Source organism: Burkholderia savannae, assembly GCF_001524445.2.
GTDB lineage: Bacteria > Pseudomonadota > Gammaproteobacteria > Burkholderiales > Burkholderiaceae > Burkholderia > Burkholderia savannae.
Genome location: NZ_CP013417.1, coordinates 4,010,359 through 4,027,426, shown reverse-complemented (window position 1 = coordinate 4,027,426; position 17,068 = coordinate 4,010,359). Strand labels below are relative to the sequence as shown.

At 62.8% G+C, this 17,068-nt stretch carries 15 protein-coding genes and 2 pseudogenes; 4 read left to right on the top strand and 13 right to left on the bottom strand.

The genetic code is table 11. The features are described from left to right. The 7 genes and pseudogenes from WS78_RS19720 to WS78_RS19690 all read right to left on the bottom strand — a co-directional run. Complete coding sequence (locus WS78_RS19720) at window positions 1–1,260, bottom strand: ABC transporter substrate-binding protein (protein ID WP_038749980.1); 1,260 nt, start codon at window positions 1,258–1,260, stop codon at window positions 1–3. Window positions 1,261–1,446: 186 nt separating this feature from the next. Next, window positions 1,447–2,952, bottom strand: coding sequence for an aldehyde dehydrogenase family protein (locus WS78_RS19715; protein ID WP_059578124.1), 1,506 nt, complete (start codon window positions 2,950–2,952; stop codon window positions 1,447–1,449). A 49-nt stretch (window positions 2,953–3,001) separates the two neighbouring features. After that, entirely contained in the window at window positions 3,002–3,394 is a 393-nt protein-coding gene (locus WS78_RS19710) for a nuclear transport factor 2 family protein (protein ID WP_038750219.1), read from the bottom strand. Between the two features lie 10 nt (window positions 3,395–3,404). Beyond that, on the bottom strand, window positions 3,405–4,205 hold the full coding sequence (locus WS78_RS19705) for a molybdenum cofactor biosynthesis F family protein (RefSeq protein WP_038749977.1): 801 nt from the start codon (window positions 4,203–4,205) through the stop codon (window positions 3,405–3,407). 42 nt (window positions 4,206–4,247) lie between these two features. After that, a complete protein-coding gene (locus tag WS78_RS19700) occupies window positions 4,248–5,045 on the bottom strand; it encodes an SDR family NAD(P)-dependent oxidoreductase (RefSeq protein ID WP_038749974.1) in 798 nt (265 codons plus the stop codon). An 80-nt stretch (window positions 5,046–5,125) separates the two neighbouring features. Next, the gene (locus tag WS78_RS19695) at window positions 5,126–6,796 is read right to left on the bottom strand and encodes a GMC family oxidoreductase (RefSeq protein ID WP_059577845.1); all 1,671 of its coding nucleotides are present in this window, start codon (window positions 6,794–6,796) and stop codon (window positions 5,126–5,128) included. Between the two features lie 182 nt (window positions 6,797–6,978). Next, a pseudogene (locus WS78_RS19690) lies at window positions 6,979–7,206 on the bottom strand (hypothetical protein); the annotation flags it as partial. A gap of 3 nt (window positions 7,207–7,209) precedes the next feature. On the opposite strand from WS78_RS19690, the pseudogene WS78_RS37685 reads away from it, so the two are divergent. Together WS78_RS37685 and WS78_RS38365 are read left to right on the top strand one after the other, a co-directional pair. Further along, window positions 7,210–7,340 (top strand): annotated as a pseudogene (locus WS78_RS37685) (site-specific integrase); the annotation flags it as partial. A 660-nt stretch (window positions 7,341–8,000) separates the two neighbouring features. Beyond that, a complete protein-coding gene (locus tag WS78_RS38365) occupies window positions 8,001–8,078 on the top strand; it encodes a hypothetical protein (protein ID WP_394335882.1) in 78 nt (25 codons plus the stop codon). 242 nt (window positions 8,079–8,320) lie between these two features. Here the strand turns inward: WS78_RS38365 and WS78_RS19680 are convergent, their stop codons facing one another. The 6 genes from WS78_RS19680 to WS78_RS19655 form a co-directional block, all read right to left on the bottom strand. Next, window positions 8,321–9,544, bottom strand: a complete 1,224-nt coding sequence (locus WS78_RS19680) for a DUF2087 domain-containing protein (protein ID WP_082717619.1) — start codon at window positions 9,542–9,544, stop codon at window positions 8,321–8,323. Between the two features lie 7 nt (window positions 9,545–9,551). Further along, window positions 9,552–10,247 carry a hypothetical protein gene (locus WS78_RS37680; protein WP_226377175.1) on the bottom strand — a complete coding sequence of 232 codons (696 nt, stop codon included), beginning with the start codon at window positions 10,245–10,247 and terminating at the stop codon, window positions 9,552–9,554. Between the two features lie 6 nt (window positions 10,248–10,253). Further along, window positions 10,254–11,132: a class I SAM-dependent methyltransferase gene (locus WS78_RS19670; RefSeq protein WP_226377174.1), complete on the bottom strand. Its 879-nt coding sequence runs from the start codon at window positions 11,130–11,132 to the stop codon at window positions 10,254–10,256. Window positions 11,133–11,134: 2 nt separating this feature from the next. Next, a complete protein-coding gene (locus WS78_RS19665; protein WP_059577830.1) occupies window positions 11,135–12,334 on the bottom strand; it encodes an MFS transporter in 1,200 nt (399 codons plus the stop codon). Beyond that, the gene (locus tag WS78_RS19660; protein WP_038749960.1) at window positions 12,334–13,524 is read right to left on the bottom strand and encodes a hypothetical protein; all 1,191 of its coding nucleotides are present in this window, start codon (window positions 13,522–13,524) and stop codon (window positions 12,334–12,336) included. Before WS78_RS19660 ends, WS78_RS19665 begins: the two co-directional genes overlap by 1 nt. A gap of 100 nt (window positions 13,525–13,624) precedes the next feature. After that, the gene (locus tag WS78_RS19655; protein ID WP_038749958.1) at window positions 13,625–13,858 is read right to left on the bottom strand and encodes a hypothetical protein; all 234 of its coding nucleotides are present in this window, start codon (window positions 13,856–13,858) and stop codon (window positions 13,625–13,627) included. 1,010 nt (window positions 13,859–14,868) lie between these two features. Between WS78_RS19655 and WS78_RS19650 the strand changes: the two genes are divergently transcribed. Both WS78_RS19650 and WS78_RS19645 read left to right on the top strand, forming a co-directional pair. Further along, window positions 14,869–15,210 carry a PadR family transcriptional regulator gene (locus WS78_RS19650; protein ID WP_038749955.1) on the top strand — a complete coding sequence of 114 codons (342 nt, stop codon included), beginning with the start codon at window positions 14,869–14,871 and terminating at the stop codon, window positions 15,208–15,210. Then, complete coding sequence (locus tag WS78_RS19645) at window positions 15,207–16,385, top strand: DUF1700 domain-containing protein (protein ID WP_059577825.1); 1,179 nt, start codon at window positions 15,207–15,209, stop codon at window positions 16,383–16,385. The genes WS78_RS19650 and WS78_RS19645 overlap by 4 nt, the downstream gene beginning before the upstream one ends. Window positions 16,386–17,068: the final 683 nt, after the last annotated feature.

Here is a 17,068-nt window from a genome sequence, read left to right as displayed (position 1 = left end):
TCAGTGCATCTTCTTTTCGGCCGCGCGGATGTCGGCGAGTTGCGGATCGTCGACCGCCTGGCAGGCCGATGCCGTCTTCCAGCCCGAGCCCGTCGATTGCGCCATGCGGCCCGCGTTGTTCGCGTTGTGCCGGTCGCCCGCGCCGACATAGAACGGGCCGCACAGGATGTCGCTGCGGAAGTCCTTCACCTGGCGCAGCGCGGCCGTCACGTGCGCGCGGTCGAGCTGGTTCGCGGGCAGCTTCAGCAGCGTGTCGGTCACGAGCCGCGCGGCGAGATAGCCCGCCTGCGAGAACGTGTCGCGCGGGTCCTTCTTGTCGCCGTACTTGTTCATCACCGCGAGCCAGTTCTGGTTGTCGGGCGTTGGCGCGTCGAGCGGCTGGAATTCGAGATTCACGTCGAAGTTGCCCTTCCAGTACGGGCCGATCGCCTTCGGCACGCCGAGGTCGTAGCCGGACGCCGCCGACACGAAATGAATCCGCCGGCCGAGGTTCTGCTGCTCGGCGGCCGACAGGATCGGCACCATCAGCCCCTTCGGCAGCCCGAGCAGGATCGCCTGCGGATTCTTCGACGCCGCCTGCAGCACGACCGAGGTCGGATCGGCGGAATCGGGGTCCATCACGATCGTGTCGACGCTCACGCCATTCTGCTTGCCCCACAACGCCGGCCCTTCGCACGACCACGCGCCGAGGCTCGGAATGTTCGGCGCGATGCAGACCATCCGCGTCGCCTTGTACTGCTGCTTCGCGTACAGCGCGGCTTCCGTCATCGACAGGCGCGGCCCCATGTTGAGCGGCACGTAGTTGCGCGCGAAATAGCATTCGCGCGGCACGCCGACGCCCGCGATCGCGATCACGTTCTCCTGCTCGTAGAACTTCGCGTTCGCGCCGCATTCGACGAAGCTCGCGTTGCCCGCGAGCGCGAGCACCTTGCGATCGCGCACGAGCTTAGACGCGACCTGCGACGCCGTTTCCGGATTCCACTGATCGTCTTCGACGAGGTATTGGACCGGCCGGCCGTTGATCCCGCCGTTCGCGTTCACGCACTTGAAATACGCGGCGGCCGCCCGCACCGACGAGCTGAAATCGTCGGGGCCGGTCTTGCCGACGATCGCGCCGATCGGAATCGGCGCGCCGGCCGCGGGCTTGCCGTTCGCGAGCCCGCAGCTCTGCGCGAACGCCGCGTGCTGCGCGAAGAGGCCGGCGGCGCCGATGCACGCGCCGACGAGCGTGCGCTTCATGTTGGGGAAAAGCGGCTTCATCGTGTCTCCTGGTGTTGTCGTGGGGCGCGGCTCCGCGTGCGGGCCGCGCCCTCGGGTGCTGCGTGGATGCTCCGGTGTTGCTCGGGTGTCGCTTCGATACGTCGGTGCTGCAATGCGTCAATGCTTCGGTGCTTCGCCGGCGCTCGGCCGCTTCGCGGCGCGCGCCGGTTCGCGCCGGTTCGCCCGTCAATGCGCGATGCAGACTGACTTGAGCTCGGTGAACTGCTCGAGCGCCGCGCGGCCGAGTTCGCGCCCGTAGCCCGATTGCTTGAATCCGCCGAACGGCAGGTTGTTGTCGAGCATGTTGTGCGTGTTGACCCAGACGATGCCCGCCTTCAGGCGCGGCACGACGCGATGCACGAGCGACAGGTTCTGCGACCACACGCTCGCCGCGAGCCCGAAATCGGTGTCGTTCGCGAGCCGCACCGCGTCGTCGACCGTGTCGAACGGCGTGACCGTGACGACCGGACCGAACACTTCCTCGCGCACGATCCGCATCGAGGGCGCCGCGTCGACGAATACCGTCGGCTTCACGAAATAGCCGCCGTCGAGCGCGCGTGCGCCGCCCGTGACGAGCGTCGCGCCCTCTTCCTTCGCCGCGTCGACGTGGCCGAGCACGCGCTCGAAGTGCCGCTTCGACACGAGCGGGCCGATCTGCGTGTGCGGATCGAAGCCCGAGCCGACCTTCATCGATTCGGCCGCCGCGGCAATGCCGGCAACGACGCGCTCGAAGTGGCGCTTCTGCACGTACACGCGCGAGCCCGCCGTGCAGACTTGCCCCTGGTTGAAGAAAATTCCTTGCGCGGCGCCCCGCGCGGCAACGTCGGGATCGGTGTCGTCGAAGACGATGAGCGGTGACTTGCCGCCGAGCTCGAGCGTGAAGCGCGCCATCCGGTCGACGGCCGCGTGGCCGATCGCTCGGCCGACGCCGACCGAGCCCGTGAACGTGATCTTGTCGACGCCCGGATGCGCGACGAGCGCCGCGCCCGCCTCGGCGCCCGTGCCCGTCACGATGTTCAGCACGCCGTCGGGCAGCCCCGCCTGCTGCGCGAGCTCGCCGAGGCGCAGCGCAGTGAGCGGCGTTTCCTCGGAGGGCTTCAGCACCACCGTGCAGCCGCACGCGAGCGCCGTCGCGACTTTCCACAACGCGATCGCGAGCGGGAAATTCCACGGCACGATCGCGCCGACGACGCCCACCGCTTCGCGGCGCGTGTACGCGAAATACTCGGTGTCGGCGGGCACCGCGATCGACGTGTCGAGCGTCGAGCCTTCGATTTTCGTCGCCCAGCCCGCCATGTAGCGCACGTATTCGGCGCCGCCCAGCACGTCGATCGCGCGCGCGACGCCGACGAGCTTGCCGGTCTCGAGCGTCTCGAGCGCGGCGAGCTCGTCCGCGTGCCGCTCGATCAGTTCGGCGAGCTGATGAAGCAGCTTCTCGCGGCTCGCGGGCCGCATCCGCGGCCAGTCGCCCGAATCGAACGCGCGGCGCGCGGCGGCGACGGCCGCGTCGACGTCGCGTGCGTCGCTCGCGGCGACCTCGGCGATCGTCATTTCGGTCGCGGGATCGACCACGGGCAGATAGCGGCCCGAGCGCGGCTCGGCTGCGCCGCCGTCGATCCAGTTGCCGAATTGGCGGCGGGCGAGAAAGCCGGATTGGCGTTGATGCTGTGTCGAGAGAGCGGCCAGGTTCATGAAGATCTCATGCAAAACGGAACGGTTGAACGGAAGCGCGAATGCGCGTTCACGGCTGCATCGCCCGCGCCACGAGCAGCGTGTCGGTGAACTGCTCGAAGCGCACGATCTTGCCCGCCTCGACGCGCCAGACGTGCGCGACGCGGCACTCGAACGATTTGCCGGTGCGCTTGTAGGTGCCCGAGTAGCGGCCGATGCCGATCACGGTGTCGCCCGCGTCGTGCAGCGCGTCGAGCTTGAACGTGTAGCCGTCCCACTCTTCGCCTAGGCGCCGGAACACGTTGCTGACGATCTCGTCCGCGCTGCGGTACGTGCCCGCGCACGGAAAGCCCGCCATCTCGGTCCATTCGATCGAGGGCGCGATGTCGGCCATCATCGCGGCGGGATCGCGCCGGTCGGATGCCGCGTAGTGATCGGCGACGATTTGATAAGGGGTACGCATCGTGTGCTCCTCAGACAGGTTGCGCATCGTCCGGATAGACGGTCTGCGACAGTTTGCGGATGAACGAGCCGGCCGGCTGGTTCGAGATCGCGCCGTCGCCCGTCTCGCCGAGGAATTTGCCCGTCGAGCGGCCGGCCGCGAAGTTGAACACGAATACCGACGCGACCGGAATCAGGAATTCCCGGAATGTGAATACATAGAGATCGTCGGCGAACTTGTAGGTCGTCGCGAGATCGACGTCGCCGTGGCCGCGCTGCTCGCCGACGAGACATTGCCAGCAGTAGCGCGTCGAGCTCAGGTACGTGTGTTCGTATGTATGGTTCGGGCTGTAGACGTTCAGCGTGCGCGTGCCGATCAGGTCGCGCGTTTGCGCGGGCGCGACGCCCGACACGCCCGCCTTGGCCGTCTCGGCCTCGCCGCCCGCGAGCGCGCCGACCAGGAAATCCTGCGCGACGCGCGGCTCCGCGCCTGCTTCGTCACGGCTGCGGATGCGCGACAGGATGCCGAGCGCGCGCCGCGTCGCGGTATTGAACACGAGCGTCAGCGCCTCGGCCGGCCGGCTCTTGAACGTGACGTCGACGAAGAACGTGTCGGGCGCGACTTCGATCGCTTCGTACCAGTCGGTGTCGCCCGCATCGCCGCGTCGCCACGAGAGCGTGTGGCCGTCGACGAAATTCGCGGCGAACGCGCCGCTCGGCAGCTCGAACGTCAGCGTGCGGCCGGCGAGCGCCTGCGTCGCGGGCAGCCGGTTCGTGTCGATGCCGGCTGCGAAGTCTTCGTAGTTCTTCCAGTCCTGCGGTGTGTCGCTCATCGGTTCGGTCCTCGAAAAAGGTGTTCTTGCGCGTGGCCGCGCTCAGCGTGCGAATTCGATCGTCGGCAGATCGACGGCCGATGCGCCGCCGTCGACGAGGAGCGACGTGCCCGTGATCATCGACGCATACGGCGACGCGAGATACAGCACCGTGTCGGCGACTTCGTCGGGCTCCGCCGGGCGGCCGAGCGGCACGTCGCGCGTGACGAGCCGGTACGCGTCCTCGCGCGTCGCGAGTCCGTGCGCGTCGCGCAGCGCGTCCATCTGCTCGTCGGCCATCGCGGTGCGCACCCAGCCCGGACACACCGCGTTCACGCGCACGCCGGCGCGGCCGTAGTCGCGCGCGAGCGAGCGCGTGAGGCCGATCAGCGCATGCTTCGTCGTCACGTAGCCGATGACGTTCGGGCCTGCGAAATGTCCGGCGAGCGACGACAGGATCACGATGTTGCCGCGCCGCTCGATCAGCTCGGGCAGCAGCTCGCGCGCGCAGACGAACGCGGTGTCGAGGTTCACGCGCGTCGATTGCGCCCACGATGCGTCGTCGGTGTCGAGCGCGCTGCCGACGCCGTGGCCGCCTGCGTTCGCGACGAGCACGTCGACGCGCCCGAACGCCGCGCGCGCCTCGTCGAGCGCGCGTTGCACGTCGCGCGCGTCGGCGGCATCGCCCGCGACGGCGATCGCGGCGCCGCCGAGCGGTTCGGCGACGGCTTCGAGCGGCTCGCGGCGGCGGCCGACCAGCACCGCCTTGCCGCCCGCTTCGACAAACTTGCGTGCGACGGCGGCGCCGATGCCGGTGCCGCCGCCCGTGATCAACGCGACTTTGTCGTTGAACGTGTGCATGACTGACGTCTCCTTCGATTGAGTGTGAATGCGCGATCGTGACGGCACGACGGCGCAACGTAACAACGCGTGCGCCGTGCTCACCGCAGATGCGCCGCGGGCAGCGGCGCGGCTTGCGGCGCGCCCGCGGCGGCGCGCACGTTCGATACGGCGGCCGGCGACAGCATGAATTCCGCGCAGCGCTCGGCGATCATGATCGTCGGCGCATTCGTGTTGCCGGACACGAGCGACGGCATCACCGACGCGTCGCAGATCCGCAGCCCGCCGACGCCGCGCACGCGCAACTGCGCATCGACGACGGAAGCCGGATCGCCGCCCATCCGGCACGTGCCGGACGGGTGATAGACGGTCTTCGCGTGCGAGCGCACGTAAGCGTCGAGATCGACGCGGCCGCCGTTGCTCGGCAGCATCTCGCCCGCGATCGCCTTCGACATCGACGGCATCCGCATGATCTCGCGCGCGAGCAACAGGCCGCGCATGAGCGCCGCGAAATCGTCCGGATGACTGAGGAAATTGCCGTCGAAGAGAATTGGCGCGTGCGGATCGGCGCTGCGCAGGCGCACCGTGCCGCGCGACTTCGGCCGCAGGAAGCACGGATTGATCGAGATCCCGTGGCCCGCGAGCGGCTCGCGGCCGACGTCGCCGACGAGCACGGGCAGCACGTGGAACTGCACGTCCGGACGGCCGCCGTTCGCGGTGTCGACGAAGCCGCCGCTTTCGACGACGTTCGACGTGAGGAGCCCCGTATGAAACATCGTGTACTGGATGCCGTGACGCAGCGCGTTGAGCCCACGGTCCTGTCCCGCGAGGCTGATCGGCTCGCGCGCGCGCCCGTACAGCGACACTTCGAGATGGTCCTGGAAGTTGAGCCCGACCTCGGTCGAATCGTGCACGACCGGAATGCCGTGCTGCAGCAGTTGATCCGCCGGGCCGACGCCCGACAGCATCAGGAGCTTCGGGCTCGCGAGCGCGCCCGCGCACAGCACGATCTCCGAGCGCGCGCGCACGATCCGCTCTTCGCCGTCGCGCGCGTGGTAACGCACGCCGACGGCCGCGCCGTTCTCGAACACGATGCGCGTGACGAACGCATCGGTTTCGATCGTCAGCAGCGGATCGCGCTTGACGGCGGCGAGATACGTTGCGGCGGTGCTGCCGCGCCGGCCTTCGAACGTCGTCGTCTGATAGAAGCCGGCGCCCGCCTGCGACGCGCCGTTGAAGTCGTCGTTGTACGGCAGTCCGAACTCTTGCGCGCCCTGGACGAACGCGTGGCTGAGCGGATGCCGAAAGCGCGTGTCGCTCACGTGCAGCGGCCCGTCGACGCCGTGCAGCGGCCCCGCGAGCCGGTGATTGTGCTCGGCGCGCCGAAAGAACGGCAGCACGTCGTCCCAGCCCCAGCCGTCGCAGCCGGCGTCGCGCCAGCCGTCGTAATCGGCGGGCGTGCCGCGGATGTAGACCATCGCGTTTACCGAACTGCCGCCGCCGAGCGTGCGGCCCTGCGGCACGTACATCCGGCGGCCGGCCGCGTGCGCTTGCGGCTCGGTCTCGTAGACCCAGGTCCGTTTCGTGCCGATCACGCGCACGAAGGTCGCGGGCGTGTGGACGAAGAACGAATTGTCGGGCGGGCCGGCTTCGAGCAGCAGCACGCGATGCCCGGCCTTGACGAGCCGGTGCGTGACGACGCAGCCGGCAGAGCCGCCGCCGATCACGATGTAGTCGAATTCCGTCGAGCCGTTGTGGTTTGCCGCCGACATATGTCGCTTCTCGCTTGGTCGAATGGATGGACAGGCTGCCACTATCGGCTAAATCGGCCGACGCGTGCGCCGTGTGCGCTGTCGGTCAATTCAAACTGCGTTCTAAGCGGAAGACGCCGGCGACGCGCACGTTGCGCGGTCTTGCGCACACATCGCAGGCACGGTCCGTCCCTTTTGAGGTTCTACGCCGGAACTCCGGAAATTTCCATCAATTCCGGCCCCTCTACGAGCGCGTCCAGGTCGATTTTGTTGTTGCTTTGAAAGGTGTAATGGCCGTTCAGCAGAATTTGCCGCCAGGCCGCCGACGATATATGCGTGAGCCGCGCCAGTGCCGCGATGGTGCCGCCGGCTTTCGATTTAGTCAGTAGCCGCCACGGAATGCCCGAGTTGTAGAAGATGATCGAGTTGGCCATCATGCAACCCACGCGATTGCGAAGGGCGTCGAGCTGAGCGCCGTGTGAGATCCCTGCGTCACGCATCGATTTTGACCACGTCGATTTACTTGCATACCGACGATGTAAAGCGGGCCCGGCAACTCGGATAGGCATTGACCGATTGGGTCCCTTATATCCATAAATCCCCCGGAACTTCGCGACCCTTATATCTCACACTTATGATGGCGATTCGCGCGCCTTGATCGGGAGGCCAGCGGCTGGGCCGTCCCTTACCGAACTTATCCCGCAACTGGAGTTGGATCGTCAGGCGGCCCGAAGGCGGCGGCCGGCATCAGATGGCCCGGTCGTCGGATCGCACCGGAGGTCGCGTGCCTTGCCGAACGGGCGTGCGGTGGCCATCGGTGGATACGGCTGCAGCACTGCTGTATTCATCGGTAGCTGTTTGGGAAAAGCGCCGCCGGATGCGAGCAGCCGGCACCGGTCCTCAGGTCTCTGCCCAATTGTGTGTCACGGCATGCTTGGGCTTCCCCCTATTCACACGTCTTTGCCCGGGATTTTCAGTCTCCGGCTCGTCGTCTTCCGTGATCGTGAATCATCACTAAACCATCCGTTCATCTCCCATGCACGTCGATACTTTCGAAATGCTCGTGGTGGCGCCTCCCGTTCTTCTGTTTGGCCAGCGGCTGGTCGCGCGTGCGGGTTGCTGCGGGCCTAACGATCCCCGAACCTGTCGTCTTCGGGCTCGTCGTCGCGCTCGCGCCGGCTGAATTGCGCGGAGAAGCAGTCTGGAGGTGCGCTTCGACACATCGATGCAAACCCCGCTGATGCTTGCGCTCTTTACCCTGATCGCCCTGAATGCGAAGCTTTCGAGCCTCAAAATCCGGTAGGCCAATGCTGCTGTGCTTCCTGCTCGTGGTGCTCGAGCCTGCGCATTCGGCAGGACGCACTCGGCATTGAACTGGCGAAGGCGTTGGTGTCAGCGGGCGTCGTTACCGAGCCAGCTCGGGGGCGGCGTAATCGGGCCACCTGAGGGGCGCAATGAGGCATGGCCGGAAATCCAGCCCCAGTGCGACTCGCAAACCGATTCGGGCAACTCACGAAACCAGCAATCAGTTGAATGCCATCCGCCTTATTGCGATAGAACTCGTCGATATACGTTATCTTGACGTTGCAGCACGCCGCGATCGACAAGATATCGCCTCAGCCGGGCGTAATCGGTTGTGAACAACTGACAGATTTTGGATATCTCCGATTCGGTGTATTGGGTATCCGGGGCGAAAGCCGTCGCGATCTTTTCGATGGTGAGATCCGATTCCAGCTGTCTATCGCTCAAATCGTCAACGCTACGACGCTGCCGATCGGCAATCTCTTCCCACACGGCGTCGACATCCGAAAATCCACTCTCATCTCGCTGAATAAGGCCGATGCTCAGCAACCGGGTCACGATTTTGCTGACAGCCTTCGTATCGATGCCGGCTTTCTCCACGATGTCGGCAATGCTACTGGCGCCGAGGGCGATCGCAGCATAAACGGAGCGTGTTTCGCGCGACGTCATCGCGGCAATAATGGCGTCTTTGCGAAGACGCTGGCTCAACGCCTCCTCGCCAATCGGCAAATAGCTGCTACGAATTGGAATTTCCCCCAATTCGACAAGCTCTGACTGCAGCGGCTGAGAACGGAGCGCGCGTTCATTTTGTTGACGCTTCCGGACGATACCCAACCCACTCTGGCGGTATTTGTGCAACTCCGGCAGTGTTACCAGCTCGAATGAATCGTCCAGCCTGCGAAACAGCTCTTCCCAGATCGGCGTTCTGACTCGGCGAACGCGTTGTGCGCCCTCCATGCTGACGGTGGTCAACATGGTTGGCTCGTGCAGGCACAGGTATCCACCAGGGGCGATGTGTTCCCAGAGCGCTGCGACGAAGCGAACATCGTCGGCCGGCGTGCCCGCATCGATCCACGCGATGTCTATCGCTCCCCATGAAGCGATGGTGGCGTCGTCGAGTGCGTAGAAGTTGCTTTTGACGAACGTAACGAGGCTCCTGTCGACATCGTGATCCTTCAATGCATCCCATGCTTCTTCGGCCGACGAACCTTCGGCCGTGAAGTCGTCAATGGTGATCAGCCTGGGCTGATAGATATCGGGAATTCCAGTCGGGTCCAGAAGTGCGCTGCGCTCCTGCCATGTCGAGGCATCCAGTAAATCTTTGTCGTGTTGCCAATCCTGCCGCGTCTGCTGGAGCGCCTTCGCGATGAAAATCGTGCTGTCGCCGGCACCTATCTCGACCACCGTTGCGGGGCGGGTCATGCGGATGAGCGCCGAGATCAGACTGGCGCTGTTCTCGGTGCCCATTCCGGGCCTAATCATGTGCATGGGCGTTCCCTCCAGAAATCAATCGCAACATGCCGGCTTCCGCAAAGTGGATGATGTTCGGGTGCAGTGATTTCGGTATCTCGTTCAAAAGCTTGCCCAGGGAGAAGATATCTCGAGAAGCTTCGCTCAATCGAATGGTTCGACCATTGAGCTGATTGATGGCAACGCGTCCGATCCCGGGGGCGTCGGCAACGATGCAGGTGGGTTCGATCATATAGCGGACCGGAGGAGATGCCGGGAACTCCTGGTCAGTCTCGATGAACCCATGTCGATATAGTGCGACCAATAGCGTGGCCGCTTCATGCACTGCGCCATTGATTTCCATGCTCGGCAGCGCGCCCACTGTTGTCCCTTCCGCGAGCGCGTGAATGTCTTCATGGCGAAACCCTCCAAACGCCTGCGCACTTGCAACCACGACAAGCGATGATCGAATCCCCCGCGCACCGACAAGCCGAGGCGTATTGCGAGTAATGCGCACTGACTTGGACCATCTGACCGAGCGGTCCGGAGCCAGGCATTCAGGACAGGTTGCGAGCGGGTTTCGCAATTCCGGCGGCATCGACTTGCTGAGCGTGTAGCTGCCATTTCCGTCAGCCTGGTCGCCCTGGAGATATTCGGCGAGCTGCCAGGCATATCCCCCCGTACCCTGATAAAAGTTGGGTCGAATCGGATCTGTTCTCATGGTGGTTCAAGCCGATTTCAGTATGACAATTGCCGTTGCCATGCCCACGGCCGTCCCGTCCTGCACTTCGGATGCGATCACTTTTTCGACCGTGAGGCCGCTGGCCTCCGCGATGGGGACGAGTGTCGACGGCGTCCACATCCGGTCTCGAAGATCGCATACGACTCCTTCGATATTCCCGTTTTCATTCCGTCCCGATTGCGCGAAGACCGATCGATGCATGATCAGCTTGTCGCTGTCGTATTTGTAGGCCCACCAGATGAGCGCGGCTTCCCCGTTGCTGCGCCGAAACGGCACCACTGTGCATCGTTTGTCCATGAACGAAAGACGCTCGGGCGTTCCGTCACCGAATACGGCGACCATGATCCTCGATCCGGCGTCGCGCAACCGTGCCTTCGCGCTGCGCAACAGCACTTCGAGCTTATCGTCGTCCAGAATGAAATTGACGGTCGCATCGCCAAACGTCACGACGTCGAAGCGCCGTTGTGTGATCAGCGTCGGCAGATCAAATATGTCGCCCTGGAGCGCGTGAACGTGGCTGTGATGGATGGACGCATTGAAGCGATCGATGGCGACCGGAGAGATGTCGATGCCAAAGCTCTCCTTCAGCGAGAATTTTTCAGCGAGGTGCAGGAGCAGCCGGCCATCGCCGCAGCCTAGATCGAGAATATTGTATCCATCCCGGACAATGGATTCCGCGGCGGAAAAATCCCATGTCGCACGGACGGTCGTCAATTCATATTCGTCGAATAACGGCTCGTCGAAATAGTAATGGCTGACTCTGAGATCCGCTATGCCCGATGTCACGATGCGATCCAAAGGGGCTTGCAGTTTGATTGATTTCGTATCGTTTGGCTTCGATCCGAAGCGCCCTATACCATCCATCACTACGCTCCTTTTGTAACCATGCTTGGTCGGTTTTTGACATTCCACGCGAAGCCGCATGCGCCGATGATCGCCGTTGCGATTCCAACAGCCACGAGAGCCGTGCTCACGTGTGCCGTGCTGATCATGCCGGCGCTCAGGAAGCCGAGAAATACCGAAGTCTGGATGCAAAATATATAGGCCGGCATTAGGTTGATACGCCGCTGCGGATCAATCGCCTTCATCATGAAACTTGCCGTGAGCGTGTTCTGGATGCCGTTTGCCGATCCGATCAGAAACGTGGCGCACATGATGATCCATGCCGCGTCGCTCAATGCGAGCCATAAAATGCCGAAGCCGATAATACTGGCGGCAATCGAGGCGCCGGCGGCATCGCCGAATCTCGCCAACATCCCGGAAAAAACCACGGGACCGACGATCAGCCCCACACTCAACGCGCTGATAACGAATCCGTAGATCTCGGCACTGAACTGCAGCTCGGTGCGAATTCGAAATATCAACAGCACATTGAGCGTGGATGTCAGCACGACCGTCATCAACAACGGGGCGACCGCACGGATCACGCCGGCTGTGCGAAAGAGATCAGGCAGGTCGAGTCGCCCCTTCTGCTTTTCCTGCGTGGGCGCCCGATCCGATTTTTGACTGGAAGAATCCAGCATCTTGAAACACAGCGCGGTGACAGGCGCGGCGACCAACACCAACAGTGCCAGCAGCAGCAGCCCCCGCGAACGCTGGGCCATGCCGTACAGCAGCCCGCCGAGAGCCGGGCCGCCCACGTAACCCATGTTCCGCACCGATTGCGTAATCCGGTTGACGCGATCGATGTGCCGCTCGTTGTTTGTGTAGCTTGGAATGGCGACCATGATTGCCGCCCACTGAAGGGACCCCGTGGACCCGAGCGCCATTGACACGACGACGTAGCTCCAGAATTGATTGGCCAAGGACGCGGCCGCGATCAGAACCGACTGAAGAAGAAATACCGCGGGAATCGTTTTGCGAGGCCCGATCCGCCGGAGGATCATGGGTGCGATTGGGCCGGAAAGAATGCCTCCGATGAGACCGGCGGCGAGCAATATCGATACCGAGGAAGTGTTGTCGGCCAGTCTCAGGGCAAAGGTCACTTGCGCTGCTTCGTCGGCGAAGCTGCCAAACGACAGGGAGATACAAATAAAAACGAGCGCCCATCGACCTCGGATGCCCATCAAAGCGCTCCCCACCGCGCCAGCGATGCGGCGACACTCAGGAGATCGTCATTAAGCAGCCTGTCTTTCCCGCTCGATAAATCCAAAATGTTCACTTGCTGACCGGCGGACAGGCAATTCAGAAAGTCATGCAATGCGTGGCTGTATCTGAAGCTGCCGCAGTGACCGTTGGCCGCGACCAGGACCTCCCCCTCCTGCAATATTGGCATCCAGTGCAGGGTGCTGACGGCGTTGAGGGCGATGACATCGTCCAGTTCTTCGACTTCGACGATTGGACGGCCGACATTCAGGCGGCTGCTGGTGTCCGAGATGAGTTGAGAAATCATCATGCGTCTTTTCAGAGACGCGCCGTCAAGCAAGGCCTTCAGGGATGAAAGCAGAAGCTCATCATCAGGGTTCAGGCTCGCGATGCCTGAGGAGCGCACATCATGGCGGGTACGATTGGGCGCCCGCAGCAGGCCCTTCACGTAGTTCGCGTTTTGCTGAGAATCGTTGCCGGTTTCCCAAAAAGCGATATTCACGTTAACTGAAACGTCGGATTTTGTTTCGGCAACGTGAAGCCAGTCCTCAGGGAAATAGGTTACTCGGTTCGTCTTGTTCTCGAGCGGAATGCCTTCTGACTTGAATGATTCATAGTCTGGAAATCGCACGCCAACGAGATCCGAGCGGGTTCCGGGCCAGGTAAACATCGTTTTCCCATCGCGCAAGGTGAACCCGAAATTGTGCGCATGATCCACATGGATTCCGATATAGGTGGATGAATATCGCCCGATAAAGCAGTCAATATCGACGCGGCCGCCAGGCCGATAGCCTATTGACAGGGCGAGTTGGTCAGAAAAGGCTTTTGCGACATCCCAGATGATGGGGCTTGCCGCATGCAGCCCGTAGTACATGACCGTCCATTCGTCGTCGCCGGCAAGACACCCGATTCTCGATACATAATCCTCGAGCGTGTTATCGGTGGGAAGCACAAGGAAATCGGAGCGCGGCTCCGACGTGCGCTTTCCGTTGAAAGCGGTTATGACTTCCGACTGAGCGTTGCGCGATCGAATGTCGTTCGCGCACACCGCATATTCCTTGAGCGCACCCAGCACATCTCTATCATTGAATGGGATATGCGATATGGCCAGCTCCGTCGCTTGCTTACCCCATAATTCTTTCACAAATTGCGGCGACAACAATGCGACCATATTCGATTCTCCGTTCAGAGAAGCATGGACAAGTGAGCAAGAGGCCAAGGCCCCTTGCTCAAGAGGCGGATTCAGCAATGCATGAGCATTACCGCGCCGTTCAGACAGCCTCGGCGACAGCCATTACTTCTTCATCGTTACGCTGCGCATACTTGACATTGGCCACAACCGGCTCTACCTCGACGTCATTGCGCTGTGCGTATTTCACATTCGCTACAACCGGCGCTACCTCGGCGTCGTTACGCTGCGCGTATTTGACGTTGGCTACGATCGGCTCGACCTCGCCAGCGGTCAATTCATGAATTCTCGTTATGTTTTCCAAGGAAATCGCCATATTGATGCTCCTTTTTAACGAAACTGAATTTAGGGCAGGTGACGCGTGCTTCCTCGTTTTTCAATTGAGAGGCTACACGCAGCTTCACATTGCATTATATGTAATCGGTGTGTCAAGCATTTGTAATGCCGATAAATCAGTGGATGCTCTAGGAATGTGCTGCATAAATCGCTTCCCCAGTGTCGCGGTTCATTGAAATCAATGCTTTACGCAAACCTCACTAAGAAATTTCCGATATATGCGGAGTTTCATTTGGGTGATCGAGAATCGGACGTTTCCGTACTACAAGGGCTTCCCTGTCGAGTCGCCACATGGGTCGGACGCAAATACATTCCGCGTGGTATCGCGTAAGACAGTGGCCAAAGCCCCGCGGCTTGCCGGCCAGTGCGGCTCCAGAATTGCGCCTCACTCGGCCTCGCCGTTATCGAAGAAGCGGTACGCCACCGTCGTCTTGCCCCAGCCCGACACGCCTGAGGCACGCCAGCCGTCGGCTTGGCCGCCGATCGTTCCGTCAATGTCCTCGCTCGCTTGTTCAGGCGCGCTTCACCAGGAGCGAGGTCAGCAAATTTGGTTTCTGCTTTCAGGGCCAAGACGTTCACGCAACAAGCGGGAGTAAACGCAGCGTGCCGAAAGTTTACGGGCCCCGGTTTATCTCATTGTCCGACGACGGTTTGTTCCGGCCTGCGGGGTGCGGTTGGCAGACTTGCGTATAAGGTAAGGCGATGGGTCGGAGTCCAAGCGGACGCAGCAAACTCTTGGCTGCTCGTCACGTCAAGCAACGAGCTGATTGATGTTCACAATGTGGAACGACGCATTTTTCTGGGATTCCGGCGTTGAACCTGCTTTGGGTGTCACATCGCGCTTTGTGATACCCGTCGTGCATAAAACAGTACCTTGCATTGACCGATACCGGCTGCTATAGTCCGCCCATGTTCACAGCACGCCACATAACGGACCGCGGCAGAACATAACAGGGTACCTTGCAACGCACACTACGCCGGCGGAATGGAATGAAGACCCAGTTGAAGAAAGGCACGCTCGACATGTGCGTGCTCGCCGTGCTGGCGCGGCGCGACAGCTACGCGTACGAGCTCGTGTCGACCCTCGCCGAAACGATGGAGATCAGCGAAGGCACGATCTATCCGCTGATGCGGCGCTTGCAGGCCGAGGCGTGGGTCACGACCTACCTCGTCGAATCGACGTCGGGGCCGCCGCGCAAGTACTACTCGATCACCGACGCCGGGCGCGCGAGCCTGCGGCAGATGGAGGACGAGTGGCGAAGTTTCGTCGACGAAGTCAACGGTGTGCTGGCGCTGCACCGCACGCCGGCGCACGGAGAGGAGCGGCAATGAAGCAGGACGCATTCATCCAGCGGTTGCGGCAGGCGCTCGACAGCCTGCCGAAGCGGGAAGTCGACGAGATCGTCGCCGATTACCGCGAATACATCGGCGACGCGCTCGCGGCCGGGCGCGCGGAGGAAGACGTGATCGCCGCGCTCGGCGATCCGGAGAAACTCGCCCGAGAGCTGAAGGCGCAGGCGAACTTCCGGCAATGGGAGGAGCGGCGCTCGTTCGGCAATCTGATGCGCGTCGTCGGCTCGATCGCCGGGCTCGGGCTGCTGCACGTGATCCTGCTCGTGCCGTTCCTGCTGTACATGCTCGTGCTGACGACGGGCTACGTGTTCTTCGGCGCGCTGACGGTGGCGGGCCTCGTCACGCTCGTCGCGTTCGGCAGCCATTACGTGTTCGGCACGCCTGTGCCGGGCGTGCTGCCGTTCGGCGGCGGCGCGGGGCAGGCCGACGTCGCGGGCGCCGCGGCCGGCAAGGGCGCGCCGGGCGGCAAGCAGGCGCAAGGCGGCAAGATCGAGAAGGATGCGCAAAGCGCGAGCGCCGCGGCCGCCGATGCGCTGAACGACGCGAAGGAGCTGCGCGTCGACGGCGAGCGCTACGTGCTCGACCTGCACGACGGCAGCCGCGTGTCGATCGTCACGCGCAAGGGCGTGATAGACGCGCGCAAGCAGGACGGCAAGCTGTCGATCGACGCGATGGGCGACGGCGCGCGCGAGCTGCTCGCGGCGGGCAAGGACGACACGCTCAGCATCGCGCGCGCCGACGTGATCGCGCTCGATCTGAAGAGCGCGAGCGGCGATCAGATGACGGTCGCGAACACGGGGGCGTCGGCGCCGGGCCTGAACGTTCCGGGCATCGCGGGCGGCAACGTGCAGATGACGCCGGACGGCCACGGCGGCATGCACCTGTCGGTGACGAACGGCGAGAACTCGGTGTCGATCGTCGGCGGCCGGATCACTGTCGACAACGGCAAGCAGCACGTCAGCGTCGCCGCGCCGACGGGATTCGCGCTCGGCGGCATCGCGTTCGGCTACGGGCTCGCGATGCTGCCGATCGGGATCGTCGGGCTGCTCGTGTGCATCTGGCTCACGCGGGTCACATGGCGCGCGCTCGTGCGGTACGTGCGGCGGCGGATCGATGCGGTGTCGGCGAAGCTCGAGCGGGAGCGGGTGAGCTGAGGCTCGGCGATTCGGTCAGGCCGTGGCTGTGGAAATGACAAGGGCGTTCGGCCGGGTTTCGAGCGCCCTTTTTTGTCCCCTGAAGAAATCGGTGCTCGGAGACTTCGAGCGGTTGTGAAAAAGTGCCGCCTGCAGGGATGCTCGCCGGCTGTGCGGCGATGGGCGTTCGACGGATTCGGGATGATCGCCGCTTCGCATAAGCGCTCGGCGGCGGAGCATCTTTTTCTGTGCCGTCGGACATATGCATTACCGTCTGTGTTTTTGTATTTTGTTTGTATACATATGTAGTAATAGTCAATAAAGGCTGTGGTCTTCTGTGGATAAGCGCCAAGATGCCTTTCGCATCAATGCCCTGTCGATCGGCCAACCATCTGTACAGGCAATGAATTGTCGCGCACCGTGAAGAACAACTTTTGAGGTGCACAGTCTGAGTGGTGGTTTATCCCCAAATTGTCCACTGGTTGCGGGCAGGCTTTCTCGTTCGGATTGAAGCTGTTCTGTGTGCTGCATCGAATGCGGTGGCGTCTGGCCCATCGCTCACTTGCATTGCAGAAAAACGCCACGGTTCGATAGCTCGGATCGTGACGCGGCATCTGCTCCGTCGCATCGACGGCGGGAGAACGTGAGCGAGCAAGACGACGAGCGCGACGAGCGCGGCGAGCGGTACCGGCTTGATGAACGCC